Origin of the sequence: Citrobacter sp. Cs237 (assembly GCF_030332325.1) — a bacterium.
In the GTDB taxonomy this organism is placed as follows: Bacteria; Pseudomonadota; Gammaproteobacteria; order Enterobacterales; family Enterobacteriaceae; genus Citrobacter_A; species Citrobacter_A sedlakii.
On sequence record NZ_JAOWIB010000109.1, the window covers coordinates 97,677 to 121,587 of the forward strand.

Annotated in this window: 24 protein-coding genes; 9 read left to right on the top strand and 15 right to left on the bottom strand. The window is 53.1% G+C overall.

Annotation, left to right across the window (positions count from 1 at the left end):
• Positions 1 to 2: 2 nt before the first annotated feature.
• From urtD to OGY07_RS20545, 5 genes are all read right to left on the bottom strand, one after another.
• Positions 3 to 800 (bottom strand): urea ABC transporter ATP-binding protein UrtD, encoded by a 798-nt coding sequence (gene urtD / locus OGY07_RS20525; RefSeq protein WP_042282931.1) that lies wholly within the window; start codon positions 798 to 800, stop codon positions 3 to 5.
• On the bottom strand, positions 800 to 1,873 hold the full coding sequence (urtC, locus tag OGY07_RS20530; RefSeq protein ID WP_200033193.1) for an urea ABC transporter permease subunit UrtC: 1,074 nt from the start codon (positions 1,871 to 1,873) through the stop codon (positions 800 to 802). The genes urtD and urtC overlap by 1 nt, the downstream gene beginning before the upstream one ends.
• Positions 1,873 to 3,447 carry an urea ABC transporter permease subunit UrtB gene (gene urtB, locus OGY07_RS20535; RefSeq protein ID WP_286602849.1) on the bottom strand — a complete coding sequence of 525 codons (1,575 nt, stop codon included), beginning with the start codon at positions 3,445 to 3,447 and terminating at the stop codon, positions 1,873 to 1,875. Before urtB ends, urtC begins: the two co-directional genes overlap by 1 nt.
• A gap of 45 nt (positions 3,448 to 3,492) precedes the next feature.
• A complete protein-coding gene (gene urtA / locus OGY07_RS20540; RefSeq protein ID WP_286602851.1) occupies positions 3,493 to 4,764 on the bottom strand; it encodes an urea ABC transporter substrate-binding protein in 1,272 nt (423 codons plus the stop codon).
• A gap of 207 nt (positions 4,765 to 4,971) precedes the next feature.
• Positions 4,972 to 6,075, bottom strand: a complete 1,104-nt coding sequence (locus tag OGY07_RS20545; RefSeq protein ID WP_042282925.1) for a cobalamin-independent methionine synthase II family protein — start codon at positions 6,073 to 6,075, stop codon at positions 4,972 to 4,974.
• Positions 6,076 to 6,515: 440 nt separating this feature from the next.
• Here OGY07_RS20545 and mgtS point away from each other — a divergent pair, with 440 nt between their 5' ends.
• Together mgtS and OGY07_RS23520 are read left to right on the top strand one after the other, a co-directional pair.
• Positions 6,516 to 6,611, top strand: coding sequence for a protein MgtS (gene mgtS / locus OGY07_RS20550; protein WP_000901367.1), 96 nt, complete (start codon positions 6,516 to 6,518; stop codon positions 6,609 to 6,611).
• Positions 6,611 to 6,736, top strand: coding sequence for a Rieske (2Fe-2S) protein (locus tag OGY07_RS23520; protein ID WP_420247951.1), 126 nt, complete (start codon positions 6,611 to 6,613; stop codon positions 6,734 to 6,736). The genes mgtS and OGY07_RS23520 overlap by 1 nt, the downstream gene beginning before the upstream one ends.
• A gap of 100 nt (positions 6,737 to 6,836) precedes the next feature.
• Here OGY07_RS23520 and OGY07_RS20555 read toward each other — a convergent pair whose 3' ends face one another.
• Both OGY07_RS20555 and OGY07_RS20560 read right to left on the bottom strand, forming a co-directional pair.
• Positions 6,837 to 7,934 carry a serine hydrolase domain-containing protein gene (locus tag OGY07_RS20555; RefSeq protein WP_407208843.1) on the bottom strand — a complete coding sequence of 366 codons (1,098 nt, stop codon included), beginning with the start codon at positions 7,932 to 7,934 and terminating at the stop codon, positions 6,837 to 6,839.
• A gap of 272 nt (positions 7,935 to 8,206) precedes the next feature.
• Positions 8,207 to 8,599 (bottom strand): YdeI family stress tolerance OB fold protein, encoded by a 393-nt coding sequence (locus OGY07_RS20560; protein ID WP_042282922.1) that lies wholly within the window; start codon positions 8,597 to 8,599, stop codon positions 8,207 to 8,209.
• A 139-nt stretch (positions 8,600 to 8,738) separates the two neighbouring features.
• Here OGY07_RS20560 and OGY07_RS20565 point away from each other — a divergent pair, with 139 nt between their 5' ends.
• From OGY07_RS20565 to OGY07_RS20575, 3 genes are read left to right on the top strand one after another with little or no spacing between them, the layout of a single operon-like run.
• Positions 8,739 to 9,248 carry a hypothetical protein gene (locus tag OGY07_RS20565; protein ID WP_286602858.1) on the top strand — a complete coding sequence of 170 codons (510 nt, stop codon included), beginning with the start codon at positions 8,739 to 8,741 and terminating at the stop codon, positions 9,246 to 9,248.
• A 9-nt stretch (positions 9,249 to 9,257) separates the two neighbouring features.
• Entirely contained in the window at positions 9,258 to 9,710 is a 453-nt protein-coding gene (locus tag OGY07_RS20570) for a DUF421 domain-containing protein (protein WP_042282918.1), read from the top strand.
• A complete protein-coding gene (locus tag OGY07_RS20575) occupies positions 9,710 to 10,231 on the top strand; it encodes a 2-oxo-tetronate isomerase (RefSeq protein WP_286603408.1) in 522 nt (173 codons plus the stop codon). The genes OGY07_RS20570 and OGY07_RS20575 overlap by 1 nt, the downstream gene beginning before the upstream one ends.
• Positions 10,232 to 10,268: 37 nt before the next feature.
• On the opposite strand, the gene dcp is transcribed toward OGY07_RS20575, so the two are convergent.
• On the bottom strand, positions 10,269 to 12,311 hold the full coding sequence (gene dcp / locus OGY07_RS20580; protein ID WP_286602860.1) for a peptidyl-dipeptidase Dcp: 2,043 nt from the start codon (positions 12,309 to 12,311) through the stop codon (positions 10,269 to 10,271).
• Between the two features lie 137 nt (positions 12,312 to 12,448).
• Between dcp and ydfG the strand changes: the two genes are divergently transcribed.
• The 3 genes from ydfG to ydfZ all read left to right on the top strand — a co-directional run bounded on the left by ydfG (position 12,449) and on the right by ydfZ (position 14,357).
• Complete coding sequence (ydfG, locus tag OGY07_RS20585) at positions 12,449 to 13,195, top strand: bifunctional NADP-dependent 3-hydroxy acid dehydrogenase/3-hydroxypropionate dehydrogenase YdfG (protein WP_042282911.1); 747 nt, start codon at positions 12,449 to 12,451, stop codon at positions 13,193 to 13,195.
• A gap of 87 nt (positions 13,196 to 13,282) precedes the next feature.
• The gene (locus OGY07_RS20590) at positions 13,283 to 13,969 is read left to right on the top strand and encodes a GntR family transcriptional regulator (RefSeq protein WP_181823206.1); all 687 of its coding nucleotides are present in this window, start codon (positions 13,283 to 13,285) and stop codon (positions 13,967 to 13,969) included.
• A gap of 184 nt (positions 13,970 to 14,153) precedes the next feature.
• Positions 14,154 to 14,357 carry a putative selenium delivery protein YdfZ gene (gene ydfZ / locus OGY07_RS20595; protein WP_042282907.1) on the top strand — a complete coding sequence of 68 codons (204 nt, stop codon included), beginning with the start codon at positions 14,154 to 14,156 and terminating at the stop codon, positions 14,355 to 14,357.
• Between the two features lie 103 nt (positions 14,358 to 14,460).
• On the opposite strand, the gene OGY07_RS20600 is transcribed toward ydfZ, so the two are convergent.
• The 7 genes from OGY07_RS20600 to OGY07_RS20630 all read right to left on the bottom strand — a co-directional run bounded on the left by OGY07_RS20600 (position 14,461) and on the right by OGY07_RS20630 (position 23,389).
• A complete protein-coding gene (locus tag OGY07_RS20600; RefSeq protein WP_286602866.1) occupies positions 14,461 to 15,927 on the bottom strand; it encodes a mannitol dehydrogenase family protein in 1,467 nt (488 codons plus the stop codon).
• Positions 15,928 to 16,088: 161 nt separating this feature from the next.
• Positions 16,089 to 17,633 (bottom strand): MFS transporter, encoded by a 1,545-nt coding sequence (locus tag OGY07_RS20605; RefSeq protein ID WP_286602868.1) that lies wholly within the window; start codon positions 17,631 to 17,633, stop codon positions 16,089 to 16,091.
• A gap of 22 nt (positions 17,634 to 17,655) precedes the next feature.
• Entirely contained in the window at positions 17,656 to 19,062 is a 1,407-nt protein-coding gene (uxaC, locus tag OGY07_RS20610) for a glucuronate isomerase (RefSeq protein WP_286602870.1), read from the bottom strand.
• Between the two features lie 32 nt (positions 19,063 to 19,094).
• Entirely contained in the window at positions 19,095 to 20,309 is a 1,215-nt protein-coding gene (gene rspA / locus OGY07_RS20615; protein WP_042282900.1) for a starvation-sensing protein RspA, read from the bottom strand.
• A 179-nt stretch (positions 20,310 to 20,488) separates the two neighbouring features.
• Positions 20,489 to 21,862 (bottom strand): MFS transporter, encoded by a 1,374-nt coding sequence (locus OGY07_RS20620; RefSeq protein ID WP_060569738.1) that lies wholly within the window; start codon positions 21,860 to 21,862, stop codon positions 20,489 to 20,491.
• Between the two features lie 75 nt (positions 21,863 to 21,937).
• Complete coding sequence (locus OGY07_RS20625) at positions 21,938 to 22,957, bottom strand: Zn-dependent oxidoreductase (RefSeq protein ID WP_181823211.1); 1,020 nt, start codon at positions 22,955 to 22,957, stop codon at positions 21,938 to 21,940.
• A gap of 105 nt (positions 22,958 to 23,062) precedes the next feature.
• Positions 23,063 to 23,389: a YnfA family protein gene (locus OGY07_RS20630; RefSeq protein WP_205611989.1), complete on the bottom strand. Its 327-nt coding sequence runs from the start codon at positions 23,387 to 23,389 to the stop codon at positions 23,063 to 23,065.
• Between the two features lie 153 nt (positions 23,390 to 23,542).
• Between OGY07_RS20630 and OGY07_RS20635 the strand changes: the two genes are divergently transcribed.
• Complete coding sequence (locus OGY07_RS20635) at positions 23,543 to 23,884, top strand: DUF1283 family protein (protein WP_181823213.1); 342 nt, start codon at positions 23,543 to 23,545, stop codon at positions 23,882 to 23,884.
• The last annotated feature ends 27 nt before the right edge of the window (positions 23,885 to 23,911 follow it).

Here is a 23,911-nt window from a genome sequence, read left to right on the forward strand (position 1 = left end):
CCTTAGCGTCCGAGATACACATCAATGACCTGTTCATTGGCCTGCACGTCGCGCAGACTGCCTTCCGCCAGAACGCGTCCCTGATGCAGCACCGTGACGCGATCGGCAATGGTTTCGACAAAGCCCATATCGTGTTCCACCACCATCAATGAATGTTTTCCCGCCAGCGTCCGGAACAGTTCCGCGGTGTACTCCGTTTCCGCATCGGTCATACCTGCCGCGGGCTCGTCGAGTAATAGCAGGTGCGGCTCCTGTACCAGCAACATGCCAATCTCCAGAAATTGCTTTTGTCCATGAGAGAGCCGCCCGGCGTGACGCCCGCGTTCAGTCCGTAACCGCAATAGCCCGAGCATTTCATCGATCCGATCATGTTGTTCGCTGTTTAGCGTGGCGCGCAACGACGCCCACACCGATTTATCGCTTTTCATCGCCAGCGCCAGATTGTCCGCCACCGTCAGAGCTTCAAACACCGTGGGTTTCTGAAACTTGCGGCCAATACCCTGGCGGGCAATGGCGATGGGATCCAGCGTCGTCAGATCCGTCGACTGGTCATACAACGCTTTTCCGCTTTGGGGCCGCGTTTTACCGGTAATTACGTCCATAAGCGTGGTTTTTCCAGCGCCGTTGGGGCCGATAATGCAGCGCAGTTCTCCTACGCCAATGTTCAGGGTGAGATCGGTAAGCGCCTTAAAGCCATCAAAGCTGACGTTGATGTTTTCCAGCTGTAATACCGGGTCGGTTTGCTGGCGATAGCGATCGCCCGGCACCTGGCGGGTGAAAAGCCCTTCGTCTGGCTGCATTATTTTTCTCCTTTACGAAACAGGCCAATCACGCCGCGCGGTAAAAACAAGGTGACAACAATGAAAATTAACCCGAGAAACAGCTGCCAGTATTCCGGCATGATGACGGTGAACAGGCTTTTCGCCCCGTTAACCAGTACCGCGCCAGTCACCGGCCCAATCAGCGAACCGCGTCCCCCCAGCGCAACCCAAATGGCGGCCTCAATGGAGTTGGTTGGCGACATTTCGCTGGGGTTAATGATGCCGACCTGTGGCACGTAAAGCGCACCGGCCAACCCGCAAAGCACAGCGGAAAGCGTCCAGACCAGCAGCTTGAAGCCCTTCGGATCATAACCACAAAACATCAGCCGATTTTCTGCGTCGCGAACGGCGGTCAGGATGCGCCCAAATTTACTCCGCGCCAGCGCGAATCCCAGCCACAGCGCCAGCACCAGCAGAAGCACCGTCGCCAGAAACAGCCCAATTCGCGTGCTGGTGGCGGTGATCGGCAGTCCCAACAGGGTCGTGAAGCCAGTAAAACCGTTGTTGCCGCCAAAGCCGGTTTCGTTACGAAAGAACAGCAGCATCCCGGCGAAGGTCAACGCCTGCGTCATGATCGAAAAATAGACGCCTTTGATCTTCGATCGAAACGCAAAGTAACCAAAGATGAGCGCCAGCACGCCCGGCGCCAGCACCACTAGCGCCAGCGCCCAGGCGAAATGTTGCGTTCCCCACCAGAACCACGGCAGCTCGGTCCAGGAAAGAAAAGACATAAACGCCGGTAATCCCTCCCCGGCGGCCTGGCGCATCAGGTACATCCCCATCGCGTACCCGCCCAAGGCAAAGAAAATTCCGTGTCCGAGCGACAGCATACCGGCATAGCCCCAGACAAGATCCAACGCCACCGCCACAATCGCATAGCAGAGGATTTTGCCGGCAAGCGTAAGCGTCCAGACGGATATCGCCAGCGGGTGGTCGGCAGGCAGCAGCGCCAGAAACGGCAGCGTCACCAGCATCAGCAGGACAAGCGAACCTGTCACGAGGCTGGCGCGCGGCGCTTTGCGCGCCAGCGTTAAGGTCATTGGCATAGTCATTAGTCAGCCACCCTCCCTTTTAAGGCAAACAATCCCTGGGGTCGCTTCTGGATAAACAGAATGATCAACACCAGAATGACGATCTTCCCGAGCACCGCCCCCATCTGCGGCTCAAGGATCTTATTAAATACCCCGAGGCCAAACGCCGCCGCCACGCTGCCAGCAAGCTGACCAACGCCGCCCAGCACCACCACGAGAAAGGAGTCGATGATGTAGCCTTGCCCCAGCTCAGGTCCGACATTACCAAGCTGCGACAACGCCACGCCGCCCAGACCGGCAATGCCCGATCCCAGACCAAACGCCAGCATATCCACCCTGCCCGTCGGGACGCCGCAGCAGGCCGCCATGCTGCGGTTTTGCGTCACCGCCCGTACCCGTAACCCCAGCCGCGTTTTAGCGAGCAGCAGCCAGGTAAAGACCACCACCAGCAGCGCAAAGCCAAACACCACTATCCGGTTCCACGGCAGTACGAGGTTCGCATACACCTGCACGCCGCCGGACAGCCAGGTCGGATTCGCCACTTCCAGGTTCTGTGCGCCAAAGGTCATGCGCACCAGTTGGATCAGCATCAGGCTAATACCCCAGGTCGCCAGCAATGTCTCCAGCGGACGACCATAAAGATGGCGGATCACCCCACGTTCGAGAATCATTCCCACGCTGGCGGTGAACAGAAAGGCTACCGGTAACGCGATGAGCGGATACATCGCCAGCCACTGCGGCATGAACTGCGCCATCAGGTGTTGCACCATCCACGTACAGTAAGCCCCAAGCATCAGCATTTCACCGTGGGCCATATTGATTACCCCGAGCAGGCCATAGGTTATCGCCAGGCCGAGGGCCGCCAGCAGTAACACCGAACCTAATGACAATCCCATAAACGCCTGCCCGAGCAGTTCGCCTGTCGCCATACGATGTTGAATCCGCGTCACGCTCTCAGTTGCCGCTTCACGTACGCTGGCGTCAGGCTCGTGCGCATGGTCGGTAAAGGGTTGCAGACGCGCCTGCATTTCCGGATCGCTGGAATCGCCGAGCAGCGTAATGGCCTGACGACGAACGTCCGCGGAAGGACTGGTCAGTTGTAGACTCGCCAGCGCGCCGGTCAGACGCGATATCACAACGGGATCGCTTTCTGCGGCCAGACGCTGCTGGATAAGCGGCAGCATGGCAGGCTGCGCGCCGCGCTGTAGCGCCGTGGCGGCGGCGCGCCTTTCCGTGACACTGTCACTTATAAGTTGATGCGTGGCCAGCGCGCCAGCCACCAAATTACGCAACCGGTTAGTCAAGCGCAGCTTTTTAAGTGTGCCGGTTGGCGTACTGGCTGCGCCCAGCGTCGTCAACTGTGTCCCGTTTTGCGTGAAAGCCCGTTTTTTGCTGTCAAGCAGCACACTTTCCTTGCTTAATGCCGCCAGCAACGGCAGCCGCTGCGGTTCAGGCGACGCCGTCCACTGCTCCAGCAACTGCGCCTGTTGGTTGCGGCTGGCGGCGACAAACGTGTCGGCATCGCTGGCCTGAACCAACCACGGCAGCAACCCCAGCGCCAGCACGACACCGTGAATAAAGCTCATGGCTTTCATGTCCTGTTCTCCCGTTATCCTGCCCTCCCGCCGGAGGGCGTCGTCTCAGTTACTCGCCGTTTTCACCGGCTGCTCTGATTTTTTATCGTTACCGGCAATGAAGGGACTCCATGGCTGGGCGCGGACCAGTTCTTCAGTCTGCCACACCACATTAAACTGACCGTTGCCTTCGATTTCGCCGATCATCACGGGCTTATGCAGATGATGGTTGGCGGCATCCATCGTCAGGGTAAAGCCTGATGGCGCCTGGAAGGATTGTCCTGCCATCGCCGCACGGACCTTATCAACATCGGTCGTTCCGGCCTTCTCAACCGCCTGCGCCCACATGTGCAGGCCGACGTACGTGGCCTCCATCGGATCGTTTGTAACGACCGTCCCGGCGTTCGGTAAATTGTGCGCTTTCGCGTAGGCGCGGTAGTCGGCGACAAACTTCTGATTTACAGGGTTATCGACGGACTCGAAATAGTTCCAGGCGGCAAGGTTGCCGACCAGCGGCCTGGCATCGATACCGCGCAGTTCTTCTTCACCAACCGAGAACGCCACAACCGGTACATCGGTCGCTTTCAGCCCCTGATTAGCCAGTTCTTTATAGAACGGTACGTTTGAGTCGCCGTTAATGGTGGAGACCACCGCCGTTTTGCCGCCAGCGGAGAATTTTTTGATGTTGGCAACGATAGTCTGGTAATCGCTGTGACCAAACGGGGTGTAAATCTCTTCGATATCTTTATCTGCCACCCCTTTTGAATGCAGGAAAGCGCGCAGGATCTTGTTGGTGGTACGCGGATATACGTAGTCGGTACCGAGCAGAAAGAAGCGTTTAGCGCTACCGCCATCTTCACTCAGAAGATACTCGACGGCGGGAATAGCCTGTTGGTTGGGCGCGGCGCCGGTGTAAAAAACATTCGGCGACATCTCTTCGCCTTCGTACTGTACCGGATAAAATAGCAGGCCGTTGAGTTCTTCAAATACCGGTAACACTGACTTTCGGGAAACGGAGGTCCAGCAGCCAAACACGACCGCCACCTTATCCTGGCTCAGCAACTGCCGCGCTTTTTCGGCAAACAGCGGCCAGTTGGACGCCGGGTCGACCACCACCGGTTCCAGTTTTTTCCCTAATACCCCGCCTTTTGCGTTGATTTCCTCAATCGTCATCAGCGCAACGTCTTTCAACGGGGTTTCCGATATCGCCATAGTGCCGGAAAGCGAATGCATAATGCCGACTTTAATGGTGTCGGCGGCCTGGACGCTGAAGCTAAGCCCCATGGCAACCACCGAGGCAGAGAGGGCAAAAGCTTTAAGTAATGTACGACGCTGCATAGTTTCACTCCTGAAAAGAAAGATGCTGTGCGATCCGACAAACAAAACGGCGCAAAAATGACGTTCAGGAGGAATAAGGCAAAAAAGATGCCAGAACGGCGAAGGAGAAAAAGACGCGCCGAGTGGCGCGATATAAAGGGGTAATGAACCACAATGGCACAGCGCTGCATTACGAGCGTGCAGCGTCGTGCTCAGTCATGAAGCAATTTACCAGACCTGCCGGGCAATTTCGGTGATTAGTTTAATTTTGCTCCATTGTTGGGCTTCCGTCAGCGTATTTCCTTCTTCAGTCGAGGCGAAACCACACTGCGGACTCAGGCAGATTTGCGCCTTGTCGACATAATGTGCGGCTTCCTCAAGGCGCGCTTTCACCCCTTGCGGATTTTCCAGTTCGCCGTGTTTGGTCGTGATCAGCCCCAGCACGACCTGCTGATGGCCAGGGCGAATAAAGCGCAGCGGCGCGAAGTCACCGGAGCGATCGTTATCGTATTCAAGGAAAAACGCATCCACATTCACGCTGCCAAACAGGATCTCAGCGACCGGCTCGTAGCCTCCTTCCGAAATCCAGGTAGACCGGAAATTACCGCGACAGACATGCAAGCCAATCGTCATATCAGCGGGCTTATCACGCAACGCGCGATTAATTACGTCGGCATAGATGCGCGCCAGGGCGTCCGGATCGTCTCCCCGCTCACGGATCTGTTGGCGCTGCGCATCGGAACATAAGTAAGCCCATACGGTATCGTCCAGTTGCAGGTAGCGGCACCCGGCAGCATAAAATGCGTGAATAGCATCACGCCAGGTGGACGCGAGATCGTCGAAATAAGCATCGAGGTGTGGATACACCGTCGCGTCAATGTCCTTACGCCCGCCACGGAAGTGCAATACGCTGGGGCTGGGGAGGGTCATTTTCGGCTGCGCATTGCCGCTGATGCTTTTCAGATAGCGAAAATCCTCCAGCATCGGATGATCGCCGAACGCCAGCTTCCCGGTGACGCGAACGCCGTGGGCTTTAGTCTGAACGCCGTTGAACTGAATACCTTGCGCTGCGTCGTAACGCTCTACGCCCTGCAGTCCGTCAAAGAAATCAAAATGCCACCAGGCACGACGAAATTCCCCGTCCGTCACAACGTGCAGGCCGCAGGCGCACTGTTGCTCTACCACGTGACGTATCGCTTCATCTTCAACCGCGCGCAGCTGACTGGCGCTTAACGCCCCGCGGGAATACTGTTGGCGAGCCTGTTTAATTTCATCCGGGCGTAAAAAGCTCCCAACGACTTCTGCACGAAACGGGGCCTGTTGTCTTTGCATGCGATCTCCTTTGTCATCCGGCAATGATTACCGGAGGTGATAGTTTCTTATTTGAACATTAAGACTTCTGGATGGCTATACGTCCAAACTGACATACCACAGGCCGTCGGGCAAACGAGAAAAATTCATGCCCGTTGAAATTAATTCAGGTTGTCGCCGGGGGAAAGCTAAAGCGCAGGTTACGTTCGCCCATCCGGAAGTGCCGCCTGTCATGCTTTTCACTGCCAGTCCTATGTTGCCCACAGCAACGCCGCGTGATTGCGCCACCCTTTTCGACATGCTTATGTCGACCCTCTCTCGCAATATCGTTAAAAATTTACTTTTATCGGGAAATAATCACCTAATTCAGCTTTTGTTTAGATTAGAGCTGCTAATATCTCTGTCATCAACCGAAATTAAGGTAAGCGAGGAAACACACAATCAAATAAACGGAGGCAAACATGCTGGGAAATATGAACGTATTTATGGCAGTTCTGGGAATTATCTTGTTTTCCGGATTTCTCGCCGCGTACTTCAGCCACAAATGGGATGACTAATGAACGGAGATAATCCTGCACCGCGAAGGCCCCTTGTCGCATTACAGCACAAGGGGCCACTTTTTTATCTGTCGCCAATAAAAAAAAACCGCCGGATAACCGACGGTGAATGCTTGCATGGATAGATTGTTTTTACTCTTTTCGTTGTCATGCGATTCCTTGCTCAACAACGAATCACAGCCAACTTACCACGCCTTTTCTCAATGGAAGTTAAACGGCGAAGATTTACCCGTCCGCCGGTCGCGTTTCTAATTTTGTCAAAATGGCGTGTCCAAAGTAATTACTCCAGTTGAAGCTGTTTTGCAAAACCACCACTGCATTTTGATTTTTCTTGTCGTAGCCAATATAGCTCGAATAGCCGCCAATATAACCAACCTGATAGGTAATGGTACGGTCAGGTAACGTATCACTCACCCATGCAATGTTTGCCGCCTCTTTTTCCTGAGCGAAATAAACGCGCGAAACCTCGGCGAACGCCGCGCTGAGCGCGACGGGTTGACCTGGGGCAAAATGGGCACGAGCATAGGTCGCCAGATCGCGGGCGCTGCTGTACAAACTTGCCGCCCCCACCATATTGTTTTTAAACACCCAGTCCGGCGTCAGATGACCACGCGATATAAACTTTGGCTGATCGCCTGCGTGACCGAGGGCGCGATAAGGGTATGCCTGAAGCTGCGCCGGAATGAAACTGCTGTTATTCATCGCCAGCGGCTGAAACAGTAGCCGGTTTGCCAGCGACTGGATGGTCTCCCCGGTTTTACGTTGCACACTGTAGCCCAGTAAGGCATAGCCAATATTCGAATACTGCGGTATTCGCGCGTCCGGCGCGCTGAAATCGGCGAGATAACGTAGCACATCGTCACTGTCCAGCTGCGTATAAAAGTTTTCGCCGTTGCTGAAATAGCGCAACACGTTTTCCAGCGTCAACAGATCGATAGGTTGTCTGGGTAAGCCCGACGTGTGGGTCGCCAGCTGTAACAACGTGATCTTTTTCGCATCGTCACTGAGCGGCGTGTTAACGGGTAAAAGCTGTTCCAGCGTGTCGTCCCAGCTAAACACGCCCTGTTGGACCAGCATGGTTAACACTTCTGCCGTTACCCCTTTACTAAGCGAACCCAGCGCAAACAAGGTGTCTGGTGTAATGGGATATCGATGACGCGCGTCGGTAACACCATAACAGTGAAATTCTACCGGCCCGTTATGCTGGATCACCGCGACAACCATGCCGGATACCTGCTTTTCCTGCATGTATCGGGTCACCATTGGGTCGATGCCGCGCGCGTAATAGCCCACCACGGCCTGCGCGCTTTTTTGCGCAGGCATATCCATCTGAGAAAGCGTACTGTTTCCGCAGGCGGACATTAAAAAGATCGAAGCGAGGATCAGCGGCTTGCCCGGATTCATCGTCAACCCGCCGCCCGTACAGTCATCGTATGCCACGGCGATGACGAAACAGAGAGCATGAGGGAAGAAAATGCGGACATAATGAGGACGGGCTCCAGAAAAAGAAGCCCGCATTGTACATCAGTCACCTGACGTATTGAATGTCAGCGTTGTCTTAATCCTTGACCTCCGCCGACATGACTAAGCGTGTTCTATTTTTGGAGACGGGTTACCCGCACGACTGGCGGCGTCGACTTTTTGTCCAAGCTGCCATTAATATTGATCATCTGGTCCGGCTGCACTTCACGTCCATCAAATACGGACGCAGGGATCACCGTATCGATTTGCCCCGATTTGTCGCGGAACACGTAGGTATCATTGCCTTTTTTGTCGATCAGATTGCCTCGCAGAGAGACCGTAGCCCCATCATGCATCGTTTTAGCAAATTCAATCGTCATTTTTTTAGCATCCTCCGCTCCGCGGTAGCCATCTTCAATCGCGTGAGGCGGTGGCGGCGCAGCATCTTTTTTTAACCCACCTTCATCAGCCGCTAACGCGTAAGGCATTATAAGAACACTCGTTAATACGATAATGTTAAATTTCATTTTTTCCCCTTTCGGCGTTCGGTTTGACTTATTAAGTCTGGTTGCTATTTTTAAATTTTACAAATTAGCGTCCTGCTGAGGAGTAGATTGGTGTGAAATCAAGCAGGTACGGCAACCTCAATTTACAGGCAGGTAGACTATGCCCGGTTCTGACGATACCAAACACCCTATTCCGTTTGTTGAAGAAAGTCGTAAGGCGCTTAACTTTGAAGATAAATTCAGACGAATCGGCTTTACATGTTTGCTGTTAATAATTATCGCGGCATTAAGCGGTTTATTTTCCAGCGGTTACTTTAGCAGCAGCAAACTCGTCGCCGATAACCCAAAGTTGCAGGTGGAATATGAAAAATTCGGACGTCTGAAGAAAGATGACACGCTCAAAATTAGCTTGCCTTCCCCACCTTCCGGCCCCCTTACGCTGCAATTAGGCAAGGATTTTACCGCTTCCTTCCAGATAGAAACCATCACCCCTGAGCCAGACAGCATGCGCAACGTCAACCATCAACTGGTCATGGAGTACGCATCAACGCCAAACGCGGAGACCACCGTCTGGCTAACGGTTAAACCGCTCCGACCCGGCTTTTTTCAGACCACTCTTTCGGCCAATTCCGGGGCGGAAAAAGTGATTTCTCAATTCGTTTATCCGTAGGAGACGCGTATGGACATGGTTCTCAGAGCGATCGCCATCTACCTGATTTTGCTGATCGTGATTAAAATTGCCGGTAGACGGACGCTCATGCAAATGACGAGTTTTGATCTGATCCTGTTGCTGATAATCAGCGAAGCGACACAACAGGCTTTACTGGGAGAAGATTTTTCCGTTACCGGCGCCATGCTAACCATTATCACCCTTGTGGTGGTTGATATTTTGTTTGGCTATCTGAAAAAGAAAATACCCGGCGCAGAAAATCTTATTGACGGCGCGCCCGTTATTCTGGTGGCTCACGGTGCCGCTAATCAGACAAAATTGCAGAAAGTCAGCGTATCGTGTGACGATATTATGCTCGCCGCACGTCAGAATCATGGCATTCTGGAAATGAAGGAAATTAAATATGCCATACTGGAAAGAAACGGACAAATTTCTATTATTCCAGAGACTGAAAAATCATGATGCCAATACCGACAAATAAAATTATTACGCTGCAAAATACCCAGACTGTCGCCGCCCTGACAAACCGCCTCGGCACGTTGCTCAGTCAACGACAATTACGCCTGACAACAGCGGAATCCTGTACCGGCGGGAAGCTGGGATCGGCGATCTGCGCAGCCGAGGATACGCCGACATTTTACGGCGTCGGCTTTATCACCTTTACCGATGAAGCGAAAACAAGGATCCTCGGCGTGGCGGAACGCACGCTGGAAATACATACTGCGGTCAGTGAGGCGGTCGTGGCGGAAATGGCGACGGGCGCGCGCGAACACGCCGATGTTGATATCAGTATCGCGATAAGCGGCTACGGCGGCCCGGAAGGCGGTGACGACGGAACGCCTGCGGGCACCGTCTGGTTTGCCTGGGATATAGACGGCGCGGTTTACACCGTTGTGCAACAATTTAGCGGGGAGTGCGAAGAGGTGCTGGATCAGGCCGTTCGTTTTGCTCTTGCCCAGTTGCTGCGTCTGCTTGAGGATTAAAAATGAGCGGTGCCCTCTGACGGGCACCTCCTGTTGGTTACGCCAACCCGCGATGTTTCAGCATCGGCGTGATGGTGGGTTCACTTCCCCGCCAGGCCGGATAAAGGCGGTCGAGGTCTTCACTGTTACCGCGTGAGAGAATCGCGTCACGAAAACGTTGCCCGTTCTCGCGCGTCAACCCGCCCTGCTCCTCAAACCATTGATAGCCGTCATCTGCCAGCATTTGCGTCCATAAATAGGCGTAATACCCTGCGGCATAGCCGCCGCCGAAAATATGGGCAAAATAACTGCTGCGATAGCGCGGGGGAACGGCAGGCAGGGCGAGATCCTCTGCAGCCAGCAACTGCGCTTCAAAATCGCCGACGTCCTGCGCGTCGCATGCGCCGGGTAAACTGTGCCACCCCATATCCAGCAGTGCGGCGCTGAGCAGTTCGGTCATGTCATAACCTTTGTTGAACAGGCTTGCCCTGCGCATTTTCTCCTGTAACGCTTCGGGCATTTTTTCCCCGCTGGCGTAATGGCGGGCGAAACGCGCAAACACTCCGGGATGGCTTGCCCAGTGCTCGTTAATTTGCGACGGAAACTCCACAAAATCACGCGGCGTATTCGTACCAGACAGTGTGGCGTAGCGTTGTGTGGCGAACAGACCGTGAAGCGTATGGCCAAACTCATGGAATAAGGTGATGACATCATCCCAAAAGAGCAGCGCGGGTTGTCCGGCGGCTGGCTTCTGATAATTACAGACATTGTAGATGACCGGGCGGCTATCAGTGAGCGTTGATTGCTCGACAAAATTGCCCATCCATGCCCCGCCGCTTTTCGAATCGCGCGCGAAGAAATCACCGTAAAACAGCGCCAGCCCGACGCCGTCATGGTCGAAGATCTCCCAGACGCGGACATCCGGGTGATACACCGGAATATCAAAGCGTTCAACAAACGTAATGCCAAAGAGTTGGTTCGCCGTCCAGAACACCCCTTCGTGAAGTACCGTGTTGAGTTCGAAGTACGGCTTAAGCTGAGACTCATCGAGGTCGTATTTCGCACGCCGGACCTGCTCGGCATAATACGCCCAGTCCCAAGCCTCGGCGGTAAACCCGCCCTGTTCCTCGTCGATGACCTTCTGAATATCAGCCAGTTCATTCTGCGCGCGTTGACGCGCCGCCGGGACAATGGCGCGCATGAAAGCCAGCGCCGCTTCCGGCGTTTTTGCCATTTGATCGGCGATTTTCCACGACGCGTAATCCGCAAACCCTAACAGTTTCGCCTGGGCGGCGCGAAGGCAGACCAGCCGCTGAATGATCGTCCGCGTATCGTTTTCATCTCCCTTCTCAGCCCGCTGCCATCCGGCGGTAAATAAATTCTGCCGTGTCTGGCGGTCACGTAACGCGCTGAGCGCCGGTTGCTGCGTCGTGTTCAACAGAGGGATCAGCCAGCCTTCATTCAGCCCTTTCTCCTGAGCCGCGTCGCGGGCAGCAGCGATTTCAACGTCGCTCAACCCATCAAGCTGGTGTGCATAATCCACCACCAGACCGCCGGACTTATTGGCCGCCAGCAGTCGTTGGTTAAACTGACTGGTCAGGGTCGCCGCCTCGGTATTAAGGGCTTTGAGCTGCGCCTTGTCTGAATCGCTGAGCCTTGCGCCCGCGAGAACAAAACGCTGATGGAGCACCTCAAGCAGCCGTCGCGACTCGCTATCCAGTTGCAGCGAGGCCCGCTGCTGCCAGAGGCTGTCGACGCGAGAAAACAGCGCTGCGTTCAGCCAGATATCATTCGCCAGCTCTGCCAGTTCAGCTGAAAACGCTTCGTCCAGCCGCTGTAATTCTTCGTTGGTGTGCGCGGAGGTCATGGCGAAGAAGACGCTGGTTACCCGGCTTAGCAACTCGCCGCTTTTCTCCAGCGCCACGACAGTATTGTCAAAGTCTGGCGCGGCATCGTTTTCAATAATGGCGGCAATTTCAGCGCGCTTCTGGCGCAGTCCTTCGTCAAAGGCCGGGCGATAATGCGCGATTTCTATCTGATCAAATTGGGGTGCCTGATACGGTAGCAGGCTCGGTTTGAAGAACGGATTCGTTAACGACATCTTTCACTCCTGAAAACGATTTGTTCACTAGAGTAGGCTTCCGTGGAAAAGACCGCAATCCTGTTAACGAGCATTACCCGCCAGCGTTGATCGCGTGCTATGGTAGTACGACGTAAAAAGCGTTGAGGAACAGTGAGATGATCGTTTTAGTAACCGGAGCAACCGCAGGTTTTGGTGAATGTATTACACGTCGTTTTGTTGAGAATGGGCATAAAGTGATTGCCACTGGCCGTCGCCAGGAACGCCTGCTGGAGCTAAAAGAGTCGCTGGGCGAAAACGTCCTGACTGCGCAACTGGACGTGCGCAACCGCGCGGCCATCGAGGAAATGCTGGCGTCGCTGCCTGCGCAATGGCGCGAAATCGATCTGCTGGTTAACAATGCCGGGCTGGCGCTGGGGATGGAACCGGCGCACAACGCCAGCGTTGAAGACTGGGAAACCATGATCGACACCAACAATAAAGGCCTGGTTTATATGACCCGCGCGGTCCTGCCAGGCATGGTTGAACGCAATCGCGGCCATATCATTAATATCGGCTCCACCGCCGGGAGCTGGCCGTATGCCGGAGGCAACGTTTACGGGGCGACTAAAGCCTTCGTTCGTCAGTTCAGCCTGAATCTGCGCACCGATCTGCACGGCACCGCCGTCCGCGTGACCGACATCGAACCGGGTCTGGTGGGCGGCACAGAGTTTTCTAACGTGCGCTTTAAGGGCGACGATCAGAAAGCGGGGAAAACGTATGAAAATACCACCGCCCTGACACCGGAAGATGTAACGGAAGCGGTCTGGTGGGTGGCGACGTTACCTGCTCACGTCAACATCAATACGGTAGAAATGATGCCCGTCACCCAGTCCTTCGCCGGACTGAGCGTGCATCGCGGCTAATTTCTTCTCCCGGCCTGCGGGCCGGGTATAGCGCATCACAAAAAAGTGGTAGAATTTGTGGGTTAACTTTCTAAAAAGTAAGAGCGAATGACCGTCGAAACGCAACTCAACCCTACACAGCCCGTAAATCAGCAGATTTATCGCATTCTTCGTCGTGATATCGTGCACTGCCTGATCGCGCCAGGCACGCCGTTATCAGAAAAAGAGGTCTCGGTTCGCTTTGATGTGTCACGCCAGCCGGTACGCGAAGCCTTCATTAAACTCGCGGAAAACGGATTGATCCAGATCCGTCCCCAGCGCGGCAGCTACGTCAATAAGATCTCTTTATCACAGGTACGAAACGGCTGCTTTGTCCGTCAGGCCATTGAGTGCGCGGTCGCGCGTCGCGCGGCAGCGATGATGACTGACAGCCAGTGCTATCAGCTTGAGCAGAATCTCAACCAGCAGCGCATCGCCATTGAGCGTAAGCAGCTCAATGATTTCTTTGAACTGGACGATGACTTTCATCAGAAACTGGCGCTGATTGCCGACTGCCAGCTGGCCTGGGACACCATCGAAAACATCAAGGCGACTATTGACCGCGTGCGCTACATGAGCCTCGATCACGTTTCGCCGCCGGAGATGTTGCTTCGTCAGCATCTGGATATTTTTGCGGCGCTGGAGAAGCATGACGCCGATGCGGTCGAAAAAGCGATGACGCAGCATTTGCAGGAAATTGGCGAGTCGGTGCAGTTGATTCGTCAGGAAAACAGCGACTGGTTTACTGAAGAATAATTCCTCTCCCTCACCCTCCAGGGGTGAGGTTTCACATTTACACCACTGCACGTCTGCATCAAAAAAGATGTGAGCTTGATCAAAAACAAAAAAACTCCGGACTGATGAGCGTATTTATATAGCGCCCGTTACGTGGGACCAGAGCCCACGGGCTTTGACGGTAAGTTAGAAAGGAGAAAACACCATGATGACATACGATCGTAACCGTAACGCAATCACCACCGGCAGCCGCGTCATGATCAGCGGTACCGGCGTCACCGGTCGCATTAAAGCTATCGCGACAGAGGGTCTGGACGCCGCGCAAATCCGTCGCGAAAAAACCGTGGAAGTGGAAGGTTGTGAAGGTAAGTTTGCGCCCGTCGAACTGATTCGTCTTGGCATGAACTGATGGTGTGAATGCCAGATGGCGTTTCACTTTTCCGGCCTGGTCTGAGTTTGGCTGAAAATCCCAGGTCGGATAAACAAAGCGCCATCCGGCAACCGCGTTGCTGTTACTTCAGATTTGCAGCATAGCGAGCCACGGTTTTTTTCGCCCCTTCCGCCAGCAGAGCCTGGTAGGCTTCTTTCACCGCGTTGGTGAACAACGCCACGTGTGGCAGTTCGTTTCCGAAGATCGCCTCAATCCCTAACAGGGCTTCAACGCGGCTTTCCCCTTCCGCACTGGTTTGCACCGCCTGTTGAATCACCGGCAGTAACGGATCGTTGACTTCAATCGCCTTCCCCTGTTCGTCCACACCGCCGACATAGCGCATCCAGCCAGCCACGCCCAGCGCCAGCAGGTCGAAACGGCTATTATGGGCCAGGTGCCAACGCACCGAGTCCAGCATACGCTGCGGCAGCTTCTGACTACCATCCATCGCGATCTGCCAGGTACGGTGGCGTAGCGCCGGATTGCTGTAGCGCTCAATGAGCAGATCGGCGTAGCGCGTCAGATCAACCCCCTGCACTTTTAGCGTTGGCGCCTGCTCATTGAGCATCAGCCCACGGGCCGCAATGCGGTAATGTTCATCCTCCATGCAGTCGTTAATGTGCTGATAGCCCGCCAGATACCCCAGGTAAGCGAGGAAAGAGTGGCTACCGTTCAACATACGGAGCTTCATTTCTTCAAACGGGATAACGTCAGCAACCAGTTCAGCGCCTGCTTTTTCCCATTGTGGACGCCCGGCGACGAAGTTGTCTTCAATTACCCACTGACGGAACGGCTCACACGCGACACCCGCCAGATCGCGCACGCCGGTCAGTTGTTCGATTTTATCCAGCGTTTCGGTGGTCACTGCCGGAACAATGCGGTCAACCATGGTTGACGGGAACGTCACGTGTTGCGCGATCCATTCTGCCAGCTCCGCATCAACCGCGCGGGCATAGGCCGTGACCACGTTTCGCATGACGTGTCCGTTCTCCGGCATATTATCGCAGGACATAACGGTGAAGGCGGGCAGCCCTGCCGCTTTGCGTCGCGCCAGCGCTTCAACCACCACGCCCGGTGCAGTTTTAGGCTGATGAGGATTCCGGAGATCGGCTGCGATCATTGGGTGATCCAGCATTAACTGCCCGGTGGCGGGAGAATGGCAATACCCTTTTTCGGTGATGGTCAGTGAAACAATCGCCACCTGCGGTTCGCACATTGCCGCTAGCACCGCTTCCAGTCCATCCACCTGGGCATGCAGCGCGTTCTTCACCACGCCAACCACTCTTGCCGTCCAGGCATCGGCAGACATTTCCGCCACGGTGTACAGGTTATCCTGCTGTTTCAAATCGGCAATTTGCTGCTCGCCGCCGATCAGGTTCACTTCACAGTATCCCCAGTCGCTGTTGTGCTCAGCCGCCAGGATGTCGGTATAAACGCCCTGGTGCGCACGATGGAACGCGCCAAAGCCGAGATGAACGATACGCGGAATCAACGTGTTGCGATCGTAGCCAGGTAACGTCGCTTTTGCCGTTAAGAGCTTGTTTTGCATTGTATGACCTATTTGGAATGAAATCAGGACCGTTTCAGAGTAACGCCTGTATGGTTGTATGTTTTGATTTGAATTAAGCTTTCGCTAATTGGTATAACATCATTTTTAAGTTATGTGACAGCCCTGACTTAACGTACGTTCTGCGACAGAGCTGCCCTCGTTTAGCTCACTGTTACCGTTGATTTCGCGGGGTTCGTGCCCTGTTGGGCTTCCTCGCACCATAATGTGTCATAGCTGTATCCCGTCAGGTCTTCGACGATCCGGCGTGTTTCAGGATCGACATCTTGTTTTGCGCCGTCGGCTTTAAGGCGATCGACCTCATCGACAAATATTTTATGGGTGCGCTTATTCAGGTGGAACGTCACAGCCTGCCAGAGCGCAATCAGCAATAGCCCCGCCGTACCAACAAACAAGAGAGTGGCAATCGTGTTAATGGCCTGTTCGGGCTGGACCTGGCTGCCTTTAACAAAGCCGCCGTTCTGTAACATGAGCCCAACGATAAATGTGGCGATGGCAACGGTCGTTTTGCGTGAGAATGTCATTACCGCCGCGAACAGACCTTCACGACGCTGCCGGGTAATCATTTCATCAATATCCGGAATGAAGGGAAATACGTTCCATGGTGTGAATTCCAGTACACAACGCCCAACCTGATATAGCGCCGCCAAGATCACCAGCAAGGTGACTTTATTTTCTGTCGGGAACTGGTACACCACAAACAGGCCGAGCAGACACAGCATCATCAAGGTGTAGGCGAAAACGTAGAGGCGTGACGGGCCATATTTGATGATCCCAACCCCTGCCAGCAACGTCACCGGCAGGCCCACAATACTCATCGACAGAAGCGTTCCCGCAAGCGACGAGGAAACATTCAGACAATAGACGCAAAAGAAGACGAAAACAGTGTTGTAAACATCTTTCGCCGTAAAGGAAAACAGATAGATTGCTAAGTGCTTACGAAAGGCTCGAACTTTAAGCGTTGAGGCATAATCTTTAAACAGCCGCCCTACTTTCGCCCATTTTTCCCCCAGCGTGGATGGTTGAACGCTACGTTCCAGTTCTTGCAGCATTTCTGGCGTTAAATCTCGTTCCCAGGTGACTTTCCAGGAAATAAATACACACAACATAAACATGACAGCAAAGACGACGCCGTTGATGAAATACGCATTTGGATCGTGCTCACCAAAATAACCAATTAGCAGCCCAGGAATAAATGTTGCTAAAAAGGTGCCGGAGGCTGATAGAAACATACGGCAGGTGGATAATTTTGTGCGGGAATTAAAGTCTTTTGTCATTTCAGAAGGCAATGTTTCCCACGGAATAAGTACCATCGCCGCAATAACTTCGAAAGCCAGATAAACGCCAAGATAAAACCAGAAGTTCATTCCGGTAACCCATAGCAATATATAAACCAGCATGAGCGGCGCACCAATAAGCAGAAAGAAACGTCTTCTTCCAAACCGCTTACCTAATGCATTTTTATAGAAATGATCGGTAAATGAGCCCATGAATAAGCTCACAATCGCATCCACTATCCTTGCAATAGCTACAATTGACGCTGCTTCGACCGGCGAAAGGCCCACGAAGGTTGTGTAAAAGAAAAGCAACCATGCGCCAATAACGGTAAACGCACCGCCCCCCATGATATCCGTCAGTCCATAACCGATACTGACTGGAATCGTTATTTTTCTGTTGGTACGAGTCATGTTCTATCCTCAGCAGATAGTATTAAAATTTAAAATAGTTTTTAGCATTATCGTGACAGATATTTCTAATCATTCGCGTCAGAATATCTTTATTGTTAGGTACTTCTCCTTTCTCAACCCATCCGCCAATAAGATTGCAAAGGATCCTGCGAAAATAATCGTGGCGAGTATAAGAAACAAAACTTCGTGAATCCGTTAGCATGCCGACAAAATGCATTAGCAATCCCTGATCGGCCAGGCTATTCAGTTGATTTTCCATGCCTCTACGAGTGTCGTTAAACCACCAACCAGAGCCAAACTGCATGGGCGATTTCACACCAAACTCCGCGCTCTGAAAATTGGCGATGGTAGTCGCGACAATATCGTTATAAATAGCGTTCAGGTTATACAAAATGGTCTTAGGCAACGCATTTTCTTGCATCATTGCATCAAACAAATGATTAAGCGAAGACGCCAGACGTGACTGATCATTAATGGAATCAAATCCGGTATTTATTCCCAGTCGGTGATGCATTCGGCTATTAGTATTGCGGATTGCGCCAAAATGAATTTGCATCGCCCAACCAAACGCTTTGTAATGCCCTGCCAGCATCACGAAAATGGCGCTATTGAGTTGACGCTCTTCTTCAGCAGTTAATGTCTCTGCTGACGCTTTACGGGAGAACAGTGCGTTAACACGTTCAGGCGTTGCTGCCTGATAGTCAATACAGGCAGGACCGTGATCGGAAATTCGGCATCCAGCGTTGTGAAACCAGGCAATGCGTTGTCGGATAGCTTCAGAAAACTGTGCAAATGTCTTCACCTCTTCGTCTGTACTCTGCGCCAGTTTGGTCGTGAATTCCGCAAACCGGGCGGGGTCATCGCTAAACACATCGTCAGGACGGAATGTCGGCAACACCTTAATACCAAAAGAGTTGTCCTGTCGTAATAACCGATGATATTCCAGCGAGTCGAGGGGGGCATCGGTAGTACAAACGACCTCCACTTTTGAACGTTCCATCAGGCGACGCGGAGTAAAATCCGGCTGCCGGAGCAGACGGTTACAGTATTCCATCACCTCACGCCAGTTATGGCTGTCGAGCGTTAGATGACAGTCAAAATAATGACTGAGCTCCAGGTGCGTCCAGTGATACAGCGGATTACCAAATGAGGCTTCGACGGTTTCTGCCCAGGCCTGGAATTTTTCTTCCGAACTCGCGTCGCCTGTTATGCATCGCTCATCAATCCCGTTCGCACGCATTGCACGCCACTTATAGTGATCGCCCGCCAGCCAGAGCTGGGTAATATCCTCAAACGCGTTATTCTCGTAAATATCTTTTGCTTCAAGATGACAGTGATAGTCGATGATCGGCAGATCTTTTGCGATGTCCTGATAAAGCCGAACACCGACTTCATTATCGATCATGAAACGATCGTTAATGAAGCCCATGTTTTTTCTCCTGATTGAGTTGCAATGCGCCTTTACCAGTTCCACAATGTGCCATCTTCCAGTCGGGCGACCGGCAGATAAGCGGGGTCATAGGGATATTTCGCCGCCAGCTTTTCGTCGAACTCAATGCCCAGTCCCGGTTTGTCGCCCGGGTGCATATAACCGTTGTCAAAACGCCAGTTATGCGGGAAAACGTCCAGCATTTGCTCTGAATAGCCCATGTATTCCTGAACGCCGAAGTTGGGCACCCAGAGATCAAAGTGCAGCGCCGCAGCCATGCACACCGGAGAGAGATCGGACGGCCCGTGGGAGCCTGTGCGAACCTGATAAAGCGACGCGAAATCGGCGATGCGGCGCATTCCGGTAATGCCGCCTGCATGGGTGATGGTGGTGCGGATATAGTCGATCAGCTGTTCTTCTATCAGTTGCTTGCAGTCCCAGATACTGTTAAAGACTTCACCGACAGCAATCGGCGTAACGGTATGTTGTCGAATCAGGCGGAAGCATTCCTGGTTTTCCGCAGGCGTCGGGTCTTCCATCCAGAACAGACGATAATCTTCGATGCTCTTTCCAAAACGCGCCGCTTCAATCGGCGTTAAGCGATGATGCATGTCATGCAGTAAGTGTTCATTGAATCCGAACTTGTCGCGAACGGCTGCAAACAGCTTCGGCGTGAAGTCGAGGTATTTCTCGGTAGACCAGAGCTGTTCTTCCGGCCACTGTCCCTTGGTTGCGGGTTCGTAGGCCAGCCCTTTCCCTTTGGACATACCGTAAGTGGTTTTCATCCCCGGTACGCCGCACTGCACGCGAATCGCTTTAAAGCCCATCTCTTTATGGCGAGCGTAATCTTCCAGCACATCGTCAACGGTATGTCCGGTGGTGTGGCAATATACCATCACCCCTTCGCGGGACGCGCCGCCGAGCAATTGATACAGCGGCATGTTTGCCGCTTTGGCTTTGATGTCCCAGAGCGCCATGTCGACAGCAGAGATGGCAGACATCGTTACCGGGCCGCGACGCCAGTAAGCACCCTTGTAAAAAAACTGCCAGATATCTTCGATACGGTGCGCATCGCGACCGATTAACTGTGGGCAGAGATGATCTTTCAGGTACGACGCGACAGAAAGCTCGCGCCCATTCAGCGTGGCATCGCCCAGTCCGGTGATACCGTCTTCGGTGGTTATTTTCAGCGTGACAAAGTTACGTCCCGGACAGGTGACAAAAACCTCAGCCCCTACAATCTTCATTTTTCTTCCTACCTCTATGTGGTGATATTAAGAATTTACGCTTTACGCATACTACCATACAAGTATTACGAACCTGATTCTCCACTGAGATCACAAAAATCAGCGTCCACTGACGTGGGGTTTGTGCCGATGCGCAAAAAAAGCGGTCCGTGAATACGTAACCGCTTTGAACGCAGGGGTTAAATGCGGCTGGCGCTGGGCAGCCTCTGTTTACTGCCTGTAACCTCTGCCGCATCCTCAGGAATACGCAGATCGCGATCGCAGACTTCCGGCATCAGCAGCGCGGAAATGAGGCCTATCAGGGAATAAATGACGATCATCACCAGGATCGGTAGCCAGTTGCCGGTCATGTTGCAGAAAATGCCCGCCAGTACCGGACCGAACCCCACCGCGACCAGTCCCCCGGCCTCCTTCGATATCGCCATGCGGGTGAAGCGGTTACGGGAGCCGAAGATCTCCGCCATGGTGATATTTTCAAGCGCAAACAGGCCAAGCACCGCAAAGTTATGAATGACAATCAGCGCCGTCATGATGATCCCGGGGCTGTACGTTTTATCCACGACAATCGACAGCATCGGGTAAGCAAGAATGATGGCCGAGATGTTTAACAAAATGTAGGGTAAACGGCGTCCGTATTTGTCTGACAACCAGCCCAGAAGCGGGATAGTGATAAAACCGATAATCGAGCTTATCATCAGCGCATCCGTGGGTATCGATTTGTTGAATAACAGCGTCTGGACGAGGTAACCGGCAAGAAACGTCTGGATCAATCCCGAGTTACCGGCTTGCCCAAAACGTAACCCCGTTGCCAGCCAGAACGATTTACTGGTAAACATCGCGCCCAGAGAAACATCTGCCGCCGTCGGCGCTGCGGTGGTTTCACCTTCGTTGACCTGCTCAAACACCGGGCTTTCTTTCAGATTCAGGCGCAGCCATATGGCAAAGATCATGACCACTACGCTTGCGAGGAACGGAATACGCCATCCCCAGGCCAGCAACGCTTCACGGTCAAGAGCGAAAAACATCACCGCCCAGATCGCCGTGGCGCTTAACGTACCGCAGTTGGTGCCCATCGCCACCAGAGATGAAATGATTCCGCGTTTCCCTTTCGGCGCGTATTCCGCCAACATGGTTCCGGCGCCAGAAATTTCCGCCCCCGCGCCTAGTCCCTGAATAATACGTAAAGTGACTAACAGCACTGGCGCAAAAATTCCGATTTGCGCGTAAGTCGGCAAAACGCCAATTAAGGTGGTGCAGATGCCCATCATGGTGATGGTGATAAAGAGCACTTTTTTGCGCCCTATTCTGTCGCCCATCTTGCCGAATATAAAAGCGCCGACGATACGAGCGATATACCCTGCGCCGTAGGTGCCCATCGCCAGAATAAGCGCCATAGCCGCGGATTGTTCCGGGAAAAATATCTCATGAAACACCAGCGCGGCGCCAAGAGAATATAACTGGAAATCCATAAATTCCAGGGCAGTGCCTAACCAACCTGAAACGGCGGCGCGCACCAGATCCTGCGTACTTCTTTCATGTTTTAATGTATTCATATTAGCTATCTCTGAAAAGGAGATGCGTACCACAAAATACCCGCCGAATCGGGCATTTACCGCATTGTTCGTCTGTTATGCAGAAAAGGTCAGTAATACTTTGCAGCACTGACGCTGATCTTTTTCGAATATTTCAAGGGCGTCGGTAATATGGTGATAGTCAAACTGATGAGTAATTAATTTTTCAGGATCGATAAATCCCTTTTCCATCCATTCGATGACGGTGGGAAATTTGTGCGCATTCAGTCGCGATGAAAAAATAGAAAGCTCTTTACCGGTAATGCCCTGCTGCGTAATCACGCACGGGTCGCTGGAAAAACCCATTAACACGATACGCGCCGCAGGTGACGCAAGGCCAATGGCTTCCGGGAGAATGGCTGGATGACAGGCCGCGTCAACAATCAGGGTCGGCTTGATTCCTTTTTCTTCGAGCCAGGACTGCAGTGTAAGCTCGCTATTATTCAGGATCACATCAGCGCCGCATGTTTTTGCCATCGCCAGACGTTCTTCAATGCGATCGGCCACAATCACGGTGCCAACGTTATAAACACCTTTTAACGCCTGTAAAGTGGTTAACCCCATCGGACCGGCGCCGTAAATGAGCGCAATATCATTTTCTGTCGGCTCAACCTGTCCGGTAACATTTGCGGCAATCGTAAAAGGTTCAACCATCACGGCGTGACGATCGGGGATCGTCTCCGGAATAACGTAGGCATTCCTGGCTGGCGCAGTCACATATTCACTAAAACCGCCGTCCCGGTGCACGCCTAATACCACTAATGACGTGCAAACATTGGGTTTACCAATTGAGCAGGGATAGCATTCCCCGCAGCTAATAACCGGATCCAGCGCCACACGTTCACCAATACGGCGGGTATCTACGCCCTCGCCCACTTTATCTATCACACCAAAAACTTCGTGACCGATAACGCGTGGATATTTCGCAAACGGATTATGACCGCGATAAATATGACTGTCCGATCCGCATATTCCGGCGAGTTTAACCCGAACGCGAACGTCTCCTTTTCGCGGTTCGGGTAATTCCCGTTGTTCAATCACCAGATTATTGGGTTGCTGAATAACGACACTTTCCATGCGCTTTCCTTACATCAAATTAGTGATGCAAGAAATTTATTCATTCCCGAACTACCATACAAGCATGGTGATCAAAAAACCGACGGGCGATCACAAAAAAGCGAACTACGTCCGTCCCCATCCCGCAACAATGATCAGCATGCCACACAGCGCAACGACGGCCCCTGTCCAGTCATAAAGACTAAGTTTAACGCCGTCCACTATGCGTAACCATACGAGCGCAGTACATACGTAGACGCCGCCGTAGGCGGCATATACGCGTCCGCTGGCAGCCGGATGGAGCGTCAACAGCCAGACAAACAGGGCCAGAGCAATGCCAGCGGGAACCAACAGCCAGATCGTTGCCCCGCGTTTTAGCCAGAGCCAGGGTAAAAAGCAGCCGACGATTTCACACAACGCCGTGGCAATAAAAAGAAGTGTCGTTTTGATCATGGTTGTCGTTTATTGAGCTGAGGTTAAATCATGATACGCGATAATCGTCGTCGCTTATCCATGACCTTCAGGCGGGTATGCCCTGCGCCGTGATTAGTGTAGAATTTGCCTACAAGTGATGATTTTATACCCCACTCATGAAAGGAATTTGCCATGAACATTACACTTAGCAAGCGTCTGGGCCTGACGGCAATGCTGCTGCTTGGTGCTGTCGTGTATACCGCGTCTGCTCAGGCTGAGACCAGCAGGCTGGTGATCGAGTCCGGCGACAGCGCGCTGAGCCGTCAGCAAGCGACAATGCAAAAAGAACAATGGAATGACACGCGCAATCTGCGCCAGAAAGTGAATAAACGCGCTGAAAAAGAGTGGGACAAAGCAGATGCCGCTTTTGATAACCGCGACAGCTGTGAGCAAAGCGCTAATCTCAATGCGTACTGGGAACCGAATACCCTGCGCTGTCTGGACCGCCGTACAGGCCGGGTTATCGCGCCTTAATGTCGTGATGCGAAAAGACGCTAAGGA

What these genes read in the sequence shown, in the direction of transcription:
- OGY07_RS20635 (WP_181823213.1), top strand. Translation starts at nt 23,543, where the DNA reads ATGAACATTACACTTAGCAAGCGTCTGGGCCTGACGGCAATGCTGCTG.
- OGY07_RS20605 (WP_286602868.1), bottom strand. Translation starts at nt 17,633, where the DNA reads ATGACTCGTACCAACAGAAAAATAACGATTCCAGTCAGTATCGGTTAT.
- OGY07_RS20555 (WP_407208843.1), bottom strand. Translation starts at nt 7,934, where the DNA reads ATGCCTGCGCAAAAAAGCGCGCAGGCCGTGGTGGGCTATTACGCGCGC.
- urtA (WP_286602851.1), bottom strand. Translation starts at nt 4,764, where the DNA reads ATGCAGCGTCGTACATTACTTAAAGCTTTTGCCCTCTCTGCCTCGGTG.
- mgtS (WP_000901367.1), top strand. Translation starts at nt 6,516, where the DNA reads ATGCTGGGAAATATGAACGTATTTATGGCAGTTCTGGGAATTATCTTG.
- OGY07_RS20620 (WP_060569738.1), bottom strand. Translation starts at nt 21,862, where the DNA reads ATGAATACATTAAAACATGAAAGAAGTACGCAGGATCTGGTGCGCGCC.
- OGY07_RS20590 (WP_181823206.1), top strand. Translation starts at nt 13,283, where the DNA reads ATGACCGTCGAAACGCAACTCAACCCTACACAGCCCGTAAATCAGCAG.
- OGY07_RS20600 (WP_286602866.1), bottom strand. Translation starts at nt 15,927, where the DNA reads ATGCAAAACAAGCTCTTAACGGCAAAAGCGACGTTACCTGGCTACGAT.
- OGY07_RS20625 (WP_181823211.1), bottom strand. Translation starts at nt 22,957, where the DNA reads ATGGAAAGTGTCGTTATTCAGCAACCCAATAATCTGGTGATTGAACAA.
- uxaC (WP_286602870.1), bottom strand. Translation starts at nt 19,062, where the DNA reads ATGGGCTTCATTAACGATCGTTTCATGATCGATAATGAAGTCGGTGTT.
- OGY07_RS20570 (WP_042282918.1), top strand. Translation starts at nt 9,258, where the DNA reads ATGGACATGGTTCTCAGAGCGATCGCCATCTACCTGATTTTGCTGATC.
- OGY07_RS20545 (WP_042282925.1), bottom strand. Translation starts at nt 6,075, where the DNA reads ATGCAAAGACAACAGGCCCCGTTTCGTGCAGAAGTCGTTGGGAGCTTT.
- urtC (WP_200033193.1), bottom strand. Translation starts at nt 1,873, where the DNA reads ATGACTATGCCAATGACCTTAACGCTGGCGCGCAAAGCGCCGCGCGCC.
- OGY07_RS20575 (WP_286603408.1), top strand. Translation starts at nt 9,710, where the DNA reads ATGCCAATACCGACAAATAAAATTATTACGCTGCAAAATACCCAGACT.
- OGY07_RS20560 (WP_042282922.1), bottom strand. Translation starts at nt 8,599, where the DNA reads ATGAAATTTAACATTATCGTATTAACGAGTGTTCTTATAATGCCTTAC.
- rspA (WP_042282900.1), bottom strand. Translation starts at nt 20,309, where the DNA reads ATGAAGATTGTAGGGGCTGAGGTTTTTGTCACCTGTCCGGGACGTAAC.
- OGY07_RS23520 (WP_420247951.1), top strand. Translation starts at nt 6,611, where the DNA reads ATGAACGGAGATAATCCTGCACCGCGAAGGCCCCTTGTCGCATTACAG.
- urtB (WP_286602849.1), bottom strand. Translation starts at nt 3,447, where the DNA reads ATGAAAGCCATGAGCTTTATTCACGGTGTCGTGCTGGCGCTGGGGTTG.
- ydfG (WP_042282911.1), top strand. Translation starts at nt 12,449, where the DNA reads ATGATCGTTTTAGTAACCGGAGCAACCGCAGGTTTTGGTGAATGTATT.
- OGY07_RS20565 (WP_286602858.1), top strand. Translation starts at nt 8,739, where the DNA reads ATGCCCGGTTCTGACGATACCAAACACCCTATTCCGTTTGTTGAAGAA.
- urtD (WP_042282931.1), bottom strand. Translation starts at nt 800, where the DNA reads ATGCAGCCAGACGAAGGGCTTTTCACCCGCCAGGTGCCGGGCGATCGC.
- ydfZ (WP_042282907.1), top strand. Translation starts at nt 14,154, where the DNA reads ATGATGACATACGATCGTAACCGTAACGCAATCACCACCGGCAGCCGC.
- OGY07_RS20630 (WP_205611989.1), bottom strand. Translation starts at nt 23,389, where the DNA reads ATGATCAAAACGACACTTCTTTTTATTGCCACGGCGTTGTGTGAAATC.
- dcp (WP_286602860.1), bottom strand. Translation starts at nt 12,311, where the DNA reads ATGTCGTTAACGAATCCGTTCTTCAAACCGAGCCTGCTACCGTATCAG.